We start from the raw sequence: 14,067 nt of genomic DNA, 5'->3' as shown, positions 1-14,067 counted from the left end.
TGTTAGGAAGGAAGCCCAAACGAATCCAATGCGCTAGCCACTATAGGAAATGCTCATGAAGCCTTCTGTTCTCCCCTCTGATGTCAACCTGATGGCAGCCATACCGCCGTCATCTTGGCAGCTATTTTTATCGACGTTCTGCCGAAACAAAGGCGCCGTGATTGGTTTTATTGTACTGGCATTAATGGTTCTAGTTGCCATACTTGCGCCTGCTATTGCCCCTCACGATCCTTATGAGTTGTTCACTGGTCAAGAGCAATTGCCGCCTGCCTTTTTAGATGGTGGCAATGCGATGTTTTGGCTAGGTACTGATGATGCGGGCCGAGATACATTGTCTCGAGTGATGTATGGCGCACGTTATTCATTATTTATCGGTCTAAGCGCAACGACTCTGGCGATGTTGGTTGGTATCTCATTAGGTTTGAGTGCAGCATTTTGGCCAAAGGTCTGGGGCAAGGCGGTCATGTTGGTCAATGATATCCTGATGTCATATCCGAGCTTGCTATTGGCGATTATCATTGCCGCTATCTTAGGGCCATCTATGACCAATACGATTATTACGATCGCACTGGTCTGTACACCGCCTTTTATTCGTCTGACTCGTGCCACAGCAATGGTAGAGCTACAACGTGAGTATTTTATTGCCTCACAAGTGATGGGCGCTGGCGTGCTCAGATTGTTGTTTATTACTATTTTGCCCAACTGTATGGCACCGCTTATCGTACAGGCAACGATGATTTTCTCGTCTGCTATTTTAGAAGCGGGTGCGATTGGTTTCCTAGGTTTTGGCGTACAGCCACCTGATGCCGAATGGGGTGCGATGCTAGGTACGGCGCGTCAATATATTCAAAGTAATGTTTGGCTAGCAATCTGGCCGGGTGTCGCTATTTTCTTGGCTGCACTATCGATTAACCTGACTGGTGATGGCTTACGCGATGCGCTAGATCCTAAATTAAAGCAGGTGACTTAAGATGACTGAACCATTAATTAATACGCCTATCACTCATACGTCTATGAATGGCGCATCAACAAAAGACTCTCCGTTATTGCTAGATATCGAAAACCTGTCGGTTACTTTTGGACAAGGGGTGCGTGCCTTTCGCGCAGTCGACGATGTGTCTTTAAAGATAACCCAAGGTGAAGTCATCGCTGTCGTCGGCGAATCTGGCTCAGGTAAATCGGTCACTATGATGGCGCTGATGGGTCTATTACCACCTTCTGCGACCGTTCGCGCACAGCGAGTGGTCTTTGATAATAAAGACATGCTCAGTATGTCAGCCAAAGAGAGACGCGGCATCATTGGTAAAGACATCTCTATGATTTTTCAGAATGCGATGTCTTGCCTAAATCCAAGCTTTACGGTTGAGATGCAGCTAGGTGAAGTTCTACGCAAGCATCTTGGTTTACGAGGCGCAGCAGTACAAACACGCATCTTAGAACTGCTAGAGTTGGTCGAAATGCCCGATGCCAAAAACCGTCTCAAAGTCTATCCGCATCAGCTATCAGGCGGTATGAGTCAACGGGTTATGATTGCGATGGCCATTGCTTGTGAGCCAAAACTGCTTATCGCAGATGAGCCAACCACTGCGCTCGATGTCACGGTACAAGCGCAGATCATGGATTTGCTGAGCCGATTGCAACGCGAAAAACAAATGGCGATGGTATTGATCACCCACGACTTGGGACTGGTCGCACAAAACTCGCGTGATGTCGCGGTTATGTATGCGGGACAAGTGGTTGAAACCAGTACCGTGCCAGAGATTTTCCAAAATCCTGCTCATCCTTATACCGAGGCATTACTGCAAGCCATCCCAGAGCTCGCTATCGGTCAAGACCGTCTAAACAGCTTGCCCGGTGTCGTGCCAAGTCAATACGATCGCCCAAGCGGCTGCTTACTGTCTCCTCGTTGCCCGTATAAAGAACCTGCTTGCGAAGTACCGCCACCTATTTTAGATACACCCAATGGCAAGGTGCGTTGTATTGATTCTAATATTACTTCTCGCCCCTCTCACGCTGCTACCTTGGAGTCACAAGTATGAGTAATAAAGTGGTCCTAAAAGCAGATAATCTACACAAGCACTACCCAGTATCACAAGGTCTGGGCAAAGCAAAAGCGTACGTGAAAGCGCTCAATGGTGTCTCTTTCGAACTTGAAGCTGGCAAGACACTGGCCGTCGTTGGTGAATCAGGCTGCGGAAAATCTACCCTTGCCCGCCAGTTGACACTGATTGAAGCGCCCACACATGGTGAGCTATTTATCAACGATGAAGGCACCACTGGCTATAGCAGAAAGGCACTAAAAGAGTTGCGTACCGAAATTCAAATGGTCTTTCAAAATCCTTATGGTAGCTTAAATCCGCGTCATACCATTGGCTATCAATTGACAGAACCATTGGATATCCATACCAAACTGTCTAAAGAGGAAAAGCGCGACAAAATCAACGAGATGATGAGACATGTCGGTCTACGTCCCGAACACGCTGGTCGTTATCCGCATATGTTTTCGGGTGGTCAGCGTCAACGTATTGCCCTCGCCCGCGCCATGATGCTCAACCCTAAAATCGTCGTCGCTGATGAGCCAACTTCCGCACTCGATGTATCTATTCAGGCGCAAGTCTTAAATCTATTTATGGATTTGCAGGATGAGTATCGTACCGCTTACGTTTTCATCTCGCACAATTTGTCGGTCGTGCGCCACGTCGCTGATGATGTGATGGTGATGTATTTGGGTCAAGCTGTTGAACACGGCCCGAAAGAAGCGATTTATAATGCGCCAAAACATCCTTACACCATCGCGTTACTAGCTGCTGCACCAAAGGTAAACGGCCATAAAAACGATTTGACCCTACAAGGTGAGCTACCAAGTCCGCTTAATCCACCAAGTGGCTGTGCGCTACATAAACGCTGCCCCTATGCCAAGCAGCAATGCAGCGAGGTAGAGCCACAACTGCGCGAATGGGACGGTCGATTGGTTGCTTGTTTACGTTTAGAAGAGATATATGGTTAAGGTGAATAAGATTAAGGTAACTAACGATTAATCAATATTCACCACACCCCAACATTTAGGAAACTGGCTACAACCAAAAAAGGTCTGACCTTGATTCAGGCCTTTTTTTGCCACACGCTTTATCATCTCACCGTTACACCTTGGGCAGGTTGGTGTTTGAATTAAATCAGCTTTATGGTCTATCACCTCAACTGTCGCAGAGGAACTCGCTGCTAGTTCAGGATCCATAACTTCAAACGGCGTAAGAAAAACCTTATCAGCAATATCGTGCGATGTAATTGTATGCTGAGTGACTGCCTGCTGAGTGTCCATACTATCAATTGGTAACTCGGTAGATTCAACTTCAGTCTGACCAGACCATCGATGCACTTCTCTACTTTTTAGAATAGCTCGTTTAGCGGTCTCTTTTACTATCGGCTCGGATATAGGCTTATTAGCCACTTTAGCAATTGGTTTATCATTAGCGTTACCGCTAGGCTGCTTATTCGTATTTTGGCTTGGATTGCTATGCTTGTCTTTTAGATAGGCTTTATGCTCTCTATTGGTACGCCAAGACTTACTAAATCTATTGCTATTAATCTGCTCAACGATAGATGCAACCTCATCTTCAGTGAGTATCTTATCTTGCTTTTTCTTTACATACGAGACCATCCCACTCGTCAATACATACTCGGGCAACTCATCGCGGGTTTTTAATTCGCACTCACCGATGAAAGCAATCATCGAATGGAAGTAGCTCAGCTCTAAGCCTAATAAATCTGCGAGCGTCTTAATGTGCAAGTAGTTTTGGCGCAATGGATTTTGGAATTTGAATTTACTTCCATTTTGGAAAACTTGTGTCCACTGTCTTTGGTTCTCGCTACCATATATCCAGCCTTTATAGTTTTTGGTCTCAATCACAAAGATGCCGTACACAGAGACGATGATATGATCGATTTGGGTACTGCCACCATTGGCTCTTGGCAAGGTAATACCGTTTAATCGGTGATAAACATCTTTTTCAAGCTTGAGCCACATGGCAACATTGATGACGGTTTCACCTAGGAAACCTTTAAAACTGGATTTTAGGGACATAATAGCGATCTTTAGAATGGTTATAGAATGTGCTAAGCGTAATACCAAAACTCTTTAAATTTAATTAATCAGCACTCTCTTACGATGCTTTAAAGGCTTGGCATAAGCAGAAGAACATGATTTGATATGTTTATAAAAACTCTTATAAACCCGATCATATTCTTCATCAAGCTGTTTAAGTACATCTAAAGTACTATCGCTAGGATTAACTTCATGTTCATGCTGTGCATTTATCAGGTTTCCCCCTGCATTTAAAAACAACTCATATTTTTTCTCAAGCTCTGGAAAATATAAAGCTATTAATATTTCTATCTTGCCACCTTCTCTATAAAATTCATCAACGTCTAAAGCTTCATCGCAATTGCTTGAAAAACTTTTGGATTGAACTTCCTGAATAATGGCTGCAAAATCAACCAGTCTAAAAACCACTTCCTCAAACTTTATTCTCAAAAAGGCTTCATACTCCTTCTTGCGTTCAGCTCTCTGAGTAATGAGAATACCGCACAGTCCAAATATTCCGATTATGCAGGCTGCTATCAAGCCTTCACTTAGTTCAATCTGTTTTAGCCATGTAATAGCATTTGCCAGTTCGATACTATCCATCTAATTTTTCCAGTTCTGTAGTCATATAATTTATTTTTATATGAGAGCTGCACAAGCCGTGAAACTTAGCTTCGTGAGCAATCAGTCTATTCTAATTTACCACTAAATCATCATGTTGAGGCACAGAATTTAGTACTGATTGCAGCAGTTATTTTACCGATAGCCATATTGATGAAAGCAGACCAAAAGAAAAATCAAAGATTAAGCCATAAAAAAAGCCACCAGATTTCTCTGATGGCTCTTTTTTTAAACACTAACTAAGTTAGGTCTATCACACCAAACTATTTACCGCTTCAATCACAGCATCCGTCGTGATACCAAACTCTTTATACAAGTCGCTAGCAGGAGCAGATTCGCCATAAGTCGTCATACCGATGACTTTGCCATCTAGACCAACGAACTTATACCAGTAATCTACATGCGCGGCTTCTACTGCGACGCGAGCACGAATATTGGCAGGCAATACCGCTTCGCGATAGCTAGCATCTTGCTCGACAAAAATCTCAGCACATGGCATAGACACTACACGTACGCCAACACCATTTGCGCTTAGTTTTTCATACGCTTCCATCGCTAAGCCAACTTCTGAACCAGTGGCGATGATGATTGCTTGTAGCTCGCCTTGCTCTTTTGCCAGTACATAGCCACCTTTGGTGATGTTAGCGACTTGCTCGCTATCACGTGCTTGATGTGGCAAGCTCTGACGGCTAAAGATCAATGCTGATGGGTTGTTTTCTGATTTGATTGCTTCTACCCAAGCACTCGCAGATTCAGTCGCATCACACGGACGCCATGTACGTAGGTTTGGCGTGGTACGTAGGCTAGTTAATTGCTCAACTGGCTGATGCGTTGGGCCATCTTCACCCAGACCGATAGAGTCATGGGTATAGACGTGGATGACGCGCTGCTTCATGAGTGCGCCCATACGTACTGCGTTACGTGCGTATTCCATAAACATGAGGAACGTCGCTACGTAAGGGATAAAGCCGCCATGCAATGCGATACCATTGGCAATCGCAGTCATACCGAATTCGCGTACACCGTAATAGATATAGTTGCCGTCAGCATCTTTTTCGATGCCTTTAGCACCTTTGAATAGCGTCAGGTTCGAGCCAGCTAGGTCGGCTGAACCACCCAATAGTTCTGGCAATAATGGCTGCAAGCTGTTGATAGCGTTTTGGCTCGCTTTACGGCTAGCAACATCCCCACCCGCTTCTTGCGTTTGCTGAATATAGGCTTGCGCTTGACTAGCAAAGTCAGCAGGCAATTCACCATTTAGACGGCGTGATAGTTCTGAAGCAAGCTCTGGATAGGCTTTTTGATACGCTTCAAAGTCTGCGTCCCAATTCTTTTGCTGAACGTCGCCTTTGGCTTTAGCATCCCACGCTTCATAGATTTCGTCATCTAATTCAAATGGAGCATGCTTCCAAGATAGTGCATCACGGGTCAAGGCGATTTCGTCATCACCAAGTGGAGCACCATGACTGGCGGCTAGACCTTGTTTGTTCGGGCTACCAGCACCGATCGTGGTTTTACAAATGATTAGACTTGGCTTAGCAGTCTCTGCAATCGCTTGCTCAGTCGCTTGCGTAATTGCATCAGTATCATGACCGTCAACTTTGATCACTTGCCAGCCGTAAGACTCAAAGCGAGCTTCGGTATCATCGGTGAACCAGCCTTCGACGTTACCATCGATTGAGATACCATTGTCATCATAGAAGAATACCAGTTTGCCAAGACCCAACGTGCCAGCCAGTGAGCAAACTTCATGACTGATACCTTCCATCAAGCAGCCATCGCCCAAGAACGCATAGGTATGATGATCGACAACGTTATGACCGTCACGGTTGAACTGTGCGGCTAGCGTCTTTTCTGCGATTGCAAAACCAACGGCATTAGCAATACCTTGTCCTAGTGGACCAGTCGTCGTTTCTACACCAGGCGTGTAACCAAGTTCAGGATGCCCTGGGGTTTTTGAATGCAGCTGACGGAAACCTTTAAGGTCATCAACGCTCACATCGTAACCTGATAAATGTAGCAATGAATAAATAAGCATCGAGCCATGACCGTTTGACAGTACAAAGCGATCACGGTTGTGCCAATTAGGATCAGCTGGATTGTGCTTCAAAAATTTGCGCCACAAAACTTCGGCAATATCAGCCATGCCCATTGGCGCACCCGGATGTCCAGAGTTGGCTTTTTGAACTGCGTCAAACGACAGTACACGGATGGCATTGGCTAGTTTACGTTCGCTAATTGGAGCTGGCATAGAGTGTCCTAATATTCGAATGAGTCGTATAAAGATAAGAGGAGAGTTTACTCAGAGGATAATCCATCAAAAACGCGACAGGCGTCCTCAATGGATAGGCTATAAAATAAAAATGCAATATTAACATATTTGCTATGAGCCTAGCCAAAAATGCGGTGACAAGACCGTTTATATTTAGCAATGACTCACATCAGTTTTGTTAAACGATAAGCAATGACGGACTTTGATTTAAGTTATAAACAACAAGCTGCGAGTGATCTAAGTGACAAGCAGCTCATTACTTATAGTCAGTTTATTAAACTGAAATAGTCTCAGCACCGCCCATAAACGGACGTAATACTTCTGGAATCGTAATGCTGCCGTCAGCGTTTTGATGATTTTCCATCACTGCTAGTAGCGTACGACCAACCGCTAGACCTGAACCATTTAAAGTATGAGCTAAGCTGGTTTGCTTACCATCTTTGACACGCGTACCCATACGGCGCGCTTGGAAATCACCACAGTTAGAGCAACTAGAGATTTCACGATAGGTATCTTGGCTTGGCAACCATACTTCGATGTCATAAGTCTTTTGTGCGGCAAAACCCATATCGCCCGTACATAGCTGTACAGTACGGTATGGCAACTCAAGCTGCTGCAAGATATATTCAGCCTGTCCTGTCATCGCTTCTAATAGGTCATCAGACTGATCGCTAGTACCGACATTGACCATTTCCACTTTTTCAAACTGATGCTGACGAATCAAGCCGCGAGTATCACGCCCGTGTGAGCCCGCTTCACTGCGGAAACATGGCGTATGCGCGGTGAATTTTAGCGGTAGCTCTTTAATATCCAAACGCTCGCCACGTACCAAGTTGGTCATTGGCACTTCAGCAGTTGGGATCAAATAAAAATCTATCTCATCGTTATTCGTGTGATTGCTCAGCTTAAACAAATCATCTTCAAACTTAGGCAACTGACCCGTACCTTTCAAGCTATCGCTATTGACGATATAAGGCACATAAGTCTCAAGATAGCCGTACTTCATCGTGTGCGTGTTCAACATAAATTGAATTAGTGCACGATGCAATTGCGCCAATTGTCCTTTTAACACGTTAAAACGGCTACCAGTCAATTTGGTCGCTGCCTCAAAGTCCAGCATACCAAGCGTCTCACCGATATGCGTATGATCTTGAATTTCAAAATCAAACTCACGCGGCGTGCCCCATTTGCGCACTTCTACGTTATCGTCTTCTGACGTACCGACTGGTACATCCGCCGCCGGAATATTTGGAATTTGCAAGGCTGCTTGAGTGATACGCTCCTGCAGAGTACGTAGCTCGTCTTCCGCAGCTTTAATCTCACCGCTAACGCTTTGCATCTCAGCCAATAGCTCACTGGCATCTTCGCCTGATTTTTTTAGGGCACCTACTTGCTTTGCACCAGCATTACGGCGCGATTGCAACTCTTCGGTTTTGACTTGTAGAGACTTGCGCTCGTTTTCAATCGTCTGCCAGAACTCCATATCAAGCTCATAACCACGGGTGGCTAGCTGCTGCTGTAGGTCGCTTAAATCGCCGCGTAAGAGTTTCGGATCAATCATAGTAGTTGCCTGTAACACTAAAGGTGAGTAAAAGGTTTAAAAGTATTATTTATAGAGTAATTGCCTAGCGCATCGCTATCACAGTCTTTGTGATAACCGGCTATGACGTTATGTTTTATATCAACATATCTTGTAGACGCTATAATACCAAGACACGGCAGATTTGACCATGTTTTGGATATCTTTGACTGCTTTTCCCTGTTTTTGGCTGACTTTCACTAGCTTTTGTTCATTATGCCAATCGCTTATCGCAAGTTATTCTAATTCTAATTTCTCACTTTTGCTTTCGTCTAGTCTGAATAAACTGAGTATAGAGCGTGAACTACGTCATTAATATGACATCTATCCGTGAACAGTCTTGCTTATATGTTTCATTTAGGAGTACTTTTCGGTAAGATAAGCGCATACCTTTATTCACTTCTAGCCAAGTACAGCATCGCTGCTTCGCTTTGGCAGTTTTAATCCAACGCTTTTAATATAAGTATTTGAGAAACCTTTATGGCCCTGTACCCCTACACGCTCCAACCTGTCGCCTTAAACCTAACTGAGGCTGAATTCCACCAAGCACAGTATGAACTGTTTGCCAGTGCCAGCCCGTCTTTTGGTTTATCAAGCTTTAAGACCAAAGAGTGGATCATCATGGCAGTGGTTGTGGTACTTGCTATTGCAGGACTTATCTTTGTAACAGGCTATTCAACCATTATCTTTTGGTTAATGCTGGTTGGTGTGGTGATATATCTATTGGCGCGTACTTTAGGTTTTAAATGGTACGTAAAAAGAGAGTTTGACAAACAAGTGGCCGACCAAGAGATGCCAGATGAAATGCGCCAAATGAAGTTAGGTGTACAAAAGCATGGTCTAGTCATGGCGATGCCAAGCAACCAGCCTGATATGATGAAAAACTCGCAAATGCGCGGTATGCAAATGCGTGCAGGCGCGACTCAGCAAGCAGTTATTCCTTGGACCTCTATCAAGAGCTGGGATGAGACTGATGACTATATCTTTATGATGTTTGAGCTAAAAGGTCAACAAGGTAGCCAAATCGTACCGAAACGCTTGCAAGCACAGAAGTTTCCTATCGATACGATACGTCAACATTTACAAGAAGTGGTTCCTGTGAAAGGCTTAAATCCTGAAAACTTGCAGCCACCAGCGTAAATGTAATGAGGTCTCTCTATCGTTTAGAAAAACAGTAAAGAGACTCGGTTTTAGTTTTATAAAACCAATCGTAAAATTGTATTTATTAAATTTAACTTATTAATAATAGTTTGCTATTATTATAAGCATCAAAGGAAGCAATAGAGTCTATATTGATAGATACAGATGAAAAATAAAGTATTTTTCGCTGTATCTTAATTCATGAGAGCCTTTATTTTTCTTTATTTATTATCATATAACTACACTCACACTATAAGGACAATACTATGAGCAATTCTAACAATGCTACTAACCAGATCGGTCTAGAAAAAGCAGACATGAGCGAAGTCATCGCCAAGTTAAACAACCTACTATCAACGTATCATGTGTTTTACTTAAATGTACGTGGCTATCATTGGAATGTAAAAGGTGAGCATTTCTTTACTTTGCATCCAAAATTTGAAGAGCTATATACGTCACTACAAATCCAAATTGATGAAATCGCTGAGCGTATCTTGACTTTGGGTGGTACACCACTTCACGCTTATAGCGATTTTACGCAGCATACTAGTATTAGTGAAGACAAAAACGTTAAAGATGGCACAAGCTGTGTCAAAGGCGTGGTCACTGGCTTACAAGCGTTAATTGCAGAGCAACGCCAAGTATCAGCGTTAGCAGAAGAGAGCGAAGACCAAGGTTCAGCTGACCTAATCGATGCTTACGTACAAGAGCAAGAAAAACTGGTATGGATGTATAACGCGTTTTTGGGTTAAGAGCTTTTAGTTTTTATTCGGCTTAACCTTACCAACTCTAATGATTATCAAATTCTAAATAATAAAAAAGCACCTAATTAGGTGCTTTTTTATTGTCTATCTTTTATAGAAGATTGATTTATTTTTGGATCCATTGACGCATTTTTTCACGTTCAACAGGCGTGGCTTGTAGCCAAACTTGCATAAACGTATCTAACGTACTAGTAGAAGTATTTACGCTAGATGTTTGCTTAACAGTGGTCGTGCCAGTGTTGACGTTGCTAGTAGAATTTACTACTGGTTGATCTAAAGAGGCGATAGCACGTTGGTTCTGTAACTCTGCATCACCTGCACCGCCGAACACGCCGCCTAGCGCTTTACCAAGGCCTGAAAATAGACCACCTTGGTTACCGGCCATACTTTGCTGGCTAGCAATGACAGTATTGTTTTGTTGCACAGCGAGCGTAGGCTGCTTGGCATATTCTCTAGCAGCTTCATAATCTTCTGGTTGATTAGGCATCGTCAAACGATATGTTTGATTGTCGGCCAATTGTGCCGTCACACTGACATTACCTGAACGCAAATAATCATGCTCATCACGACGCAAGTTATATAAACGGTCATACTTAGCAGTAATAGCATGTTGTCCAGGCTGTAACGTAAATGTTTTCTGCAGCGGCTGAAAAGCGCTCTGCTGAATTTCCTGTCCATTAATAGCGGTTACTTTGATATGGTCATCAACCTGTAGGGTCACTGCTGCCTGTGACAACATAGAGACCGAGGCAGCCCCTGCCAACAACGTACCTATCGTTAATTTTTTTAGCAAAAGAGTATTCGATTTCATAAGTTATTCCATTAATAGTAAAAGCGAGTTGGACAAAAGATTCGTATTCTTACGGCTATTCATTTTTTGCTGCTAAAATTTTTACTGCTAGAAGTCTTACTGCTAAAAATCAAGTGGCATCGTATGTTGGTCTTGATCAGGCGTGTCGTTATCTACTTGCGTCTCTTGAGCGATATCCGCCAGCTCCGCGGCAAGCGTTTGCTCATCGATGGTACGCAAAGCATCACTTATGACTGCTTTTGAGATATTACTGCGACCAAGGTTAGAAAACATTGGTTGAATATAATTAAGTACTTCCATCATCGCACCGATACGATGCGGTCCATCAGTTAGTAAGTGATCAATAATTCGATCGTCAAACTGCCATCCGCGCCGACGCAAAATAGACTGTAATAATGCTTGTCTGTCTGCCAAATCATGACCAGTAGGCACTTTAAAGGTAGGTGCTTGTGCCAAACGCGTCATTAAATCCCTTAACTGAAATGGTAAGTCGTCGGCTGGTTTATTGGCGGCAAACAATAACTGGCGTTGCCCTTCTCGGCTACGATTAATCAAATGAAATAAAGCTTCTTGCCACTGACTGCTTTGCTCAAGCACTTCCAAATCATCGATAGCAATCAGATCAAAATTTTCTAAAGATGATAGTACGTGGACATCTGTATGAATCAGCTCATTAAGGGACAAACAGATAGCCGATTTGTCCATTTCGATAAATGACTCACAAATAGCGGACAGCAAATGGGACTTACCTGTAGCAGGGCTACCAAACAGATATAGTTGACCGATCAGGCCGACATGTAACTGCCGTACTGCATCAATAATCGACATCCAACCGGGACCGGCAAAGTCGCTGAGACTTGCATCATGCTTAATGTCCAGATTGAGACTTAGCTGTGCTTCTGCCATGAATCATCAACTCGTGTTGCGTAGTGCAATGGAAAATATAATAAAAAAAGATAGGTTACTCTGGGCTGTATTCATTACTATCAATACTAGCCGATACAAATGTATGTGATGGCCTATAGCCTTGCAAAAATTGGTTAGTGACTTTGTCGAAAACAAGTTAGCAAAACTGGTACCAAAACGGCTGATACTATCAACACTGCGCCTATATATAACATATTTACAAAATGACTGACAAGTCTTTTACCCATTAAGCCTTATCAATCATTGTGTTCATATCTTAATTTAGTATGTTCAATCATAAAGTAATTATTTTTTTTCAAACAATGCCAGTTGTTTACGGCCTTTATAAAAGTCAGTGGTCCGATAATAGTTATATAAATGGCGGAACAGGACGTTTAAGACAGCGGATACTGGTAAGGCGATCAACATACCGACAAAACCTAATAGACTGGCACCTGCCAATACGGCGAATATGACCCATAATGGCGATAAACCAATCTTATCACCTAACAGCAATGGTTGTAGGATATAACCTTCTGCAGCTTGTCCAATCAAGAACGCACCTACGACCAATGACAAATACGTCCAGTCCAATCCAAACTGAAATAGGCAGGCGATAATAGCTGCGATAAAACCAATACCAAACCCTAAGTACGGCACAAAACTGGCAATGCCTGCTACCATACCAATGATAAGCCCAAGCTCTAGCCCAATGAGCTGTAACTGTACAGCATAAATAGCGCCTAGCAACACCATCACCAGTAATTGACCTTTGATAAATGCCATCAATGCCAGATCACACTCTTTAGCTATTTCAGTCACTTTTTGACAGTAAGCACCTGGTATCGCCATTTTCCAGTTATGCAAACGCTGATCCCAATTAAATAGGAAGTAAAAGGTCAAAATAGGCACTAATACAATCAGACCTGCATTATTGATAAAGTTCATACTTGAGGTCAGTATTTGGCTCATCATGGTACTTGCATCAGCGAACTTATAGTTCGTTTGCATATAATCGACGAGAGTATCGGAAAACTCTTTAGATTCTAATTGGGGCAGTTTGATACGAGTATTACTATTGAACCACTCTCGTACGACTTGGTTATACCAATTAAATATCTTTGGCAAATAATCCCAGGCCGCTTGCAGCTGATGCCATAGTGTCGGTACTAACCACCATAATAATAACGCCATCCCCAAAGTAATTGTCGAGTAGACAATAATAATCGCGACCCAGCGCTTGATGTATTTTGATAGGCGCTTGACTAGGGGATTAAACAAATAAGCCAACATAAAAGCAAAAACGAAAGGCACGATGACGGGCATCACCATGTATAAGAGAAACACCGCCACAACTAACGCCACAACAATAAATAAACGCCGAAAAAAAGGATCTATTGGTTGGTTCATCATGACAAGTAATCCTATAGTTGGACGGGTTTAAAAAAGTGATAGTGAGTCAGTCAGTGATAGTAAGTTCTAAACGATATAAATACAGTCGTTAGGATGTATCACTAGGCGAATTGCTTTTTTCTCATTAGTTTTAGCTAACTAAGCTGAGACGTATCAAAGCTTTCAAAAAAGTCTAATTTTTAATAAATTTATGTTTAAGACTGTGTTTTTGTCAATCACATATGAACTTGTATTAAAGTCTTTATTGACAATAAATTTAGCGTTCTATTATCGCAGAGTACAACAAAAGATCAGTCATTTTTTGTTTCTTAACCGCTTATTTGCCACTTAATGCAAATCTTAGTCAAATATTGGCAAGTTGCTTTGCGAGTACGGTCTGTTTTTGGGTATAATGCGCGCACTGTCTTTAAACTTTGCTTTTGAACGTTATAACGCTGTTTTTTGCGTGCTCAATTACTTTACCTTCTAATCCCAATTATC

General features: G+C 42.9%; 12 protein-coding genes. 5 read left to right on the top strand and 7 right to left on the bottom strand.

Translation table 11 applies throughout. The annotated features are described in order from the left end of the window. Positions 1-55 precede the first annotated feature (55 nt). The 3 genes from I3249_RS03105 to I3249_RS03095 are packed head-to-tail and all read left to right on the top strand — an operon-like array spanning position 56 to position 3,007. On the top strand, positions 56-970 hold the full coding sequence (locus I3249_RS03105; RefSeq protein ID WP_165597402.1) for an ABC transporter permease subunit: 915 nt from the start codon (positions 56-58) through the stop codon (positions 968-970). A 1-nt stretch (position 971) separates the two neighbouring features. Beyond that, positions 972-2,039: an ABC transporter ATP-binding protein gene (locus I3249_RS03100; RefSeq protein WP_201608112.1), complete on the top strand. Its 1,068-nt coding sequence runs from the start codon at positions 972-974 to the stop codon at positions 2,037-2,039. Continuing rightward, positions 2,036-3,007, top strand: a complete 972-nt coding sequence (locus I3249_RS03095; RefSeq protein WP_238068525.1) for a peptide ABC transporter ATP-binding protein — start codon at positions 2,036-2,038, stop codon at positions 3,005-3,007. Before I3249_RS03100 ends, I3249_RS03095 begins: the two co-directional genes overlap by 4 nt. Positions 3,008-3,034: 27 nt before the next feature. Here the strand turns inward: I3249_RS03095 and I3249_RS03090 are convergent, their stop codons facing one another. From I3249_RS03090 to serS, 4 genes are all read right to left on the bottom strand, one after another. Beyond that, entirely contained in the window at positions 3,035-4,081 is a 1,047-nt protein-coding gene (locus I3249_RS03090) for an NERD domain-containing protein (protein WP_238068524.1), read from the bottom strand. Positions 4,082-4,141: 60 nt separating this feature from the next. After that, positions 4,142-4,684: a hypothetical protein gene (locus I3249_RS03085; protein WP_201608107.1), complete on the bottom strand. Its 543-nt coding sequence runs from the start codon at positions 4,682-4,684 to the stop codon at positions 4,142-4,144. 271 nt (positions 4,685-4,955) lie between these two features. Beyond that, complete coding sequence (gene tkt, locus I3249_RS03080) at positions 4,956-6,953, bottom strand: transketolase (protein WP_238068523.1); 1,998 nt, start codon at positions 6,951-6,953, stop codon at positions 4,956-4,958. A 295-nt stretch (positions 6,954-7,248) separates the two neighbouring features. After that, positions 7,249-8,535, bottom strand: coding sequence for a serine--tRNA ligase (gene serS / locus I3249_RS03075; protein WP_238068522.1), 1,287 nt, complete (start codon positions 8,533-8,535; stop codon positions 7,249-7,251). Between the two features lie 498 nt (positions 8,536-9,033). On the opposite strand from serS, the gene I3249_RS03070 reads away from it, so the two are divergent. Both I3249_RS03070 and I3249_RS03065 read left to right on the top strand, forming a co-directional pair. Continuing rightward, positions 9,034-9,693 carry a YcxB family protein gene (locus tag I3249_RS03070; RefSeq protein ID WP_101206317.1) on the top strand — a complete coding sequence of 220 codons (660 nt, stop codon included), beginning with the start codon at positions 9,034-9,036 and terminating at the stop codon, positions 9,691-9,693. 266 nt (positions 9,694-9,959) lie between these two features. Continuing rightward, positions 9,960-10,445, top strand: a complete 486-nt coding sequence (locus I3249_RS03065; protein WP_238068520.1) for a Dps family protein — start codon at positions 9,960-9,962, stop codon at positions 10,443-10,445. Positions 10,446-10,563: 118 nt separating this feature from the next. Here I3249_RS03065 and I3249_RS03060 read toward each other — a convergent pair whose 3' ends face one another. The 3 genes from I3249_RS03060 to I3249_RS03050 form a co-directional block, all read right to left on the bottom strand. Next, entirely contained in the window at positions 10,564-11,268 is a 705-nt protein-coding gene (locus I3249_RS03060; RefSeq protein WP_238068518.1) for a DUF2057 family protein, read from the bottom strand. Between the two features lie 102 nt (positions 11,269-11,370). Beyond that, positions 11,371-12,174 (bottom strand): DnaA regulatory inactivator Hda, encoded by an 804-nt coding sequence (gene hda / locus I3249_RS03055; protein WP_102093670.1) that lies wholly within the window; start codon positions 12,172-12,174, stop codon positions 11,371-11,373. 306 nt (positions 12,175-12,480) lie between these two features. After that, positions 12,481-13,587: an AI-2E family transporter gene (locus I3249_RS03050; RefSeq protein WP_238068516.1), complete on the bottom strand. Its 1,107-nt coding sequence runs from the start codon at positions 13,585-13,587 to the stop codon at positions 12,481-12,483. Between the last annotated feature and the right edge of the window lie 480 nt (positions 13,588-14,067).

Source organism: Psychrobacter sp. Ps1, assembly GCF_022129425.1.
GTDB lineage: Bacteria > Pseudomonadota > Gammaproteobacteria > Pseudomonadales > Moraxellaceae > Psychrobacter.
The sequence above is the reverse complement of the archived record's forward strand: the minus strand, read 5'-3'. Positions and strand labels throughout refer to the sequence as shown.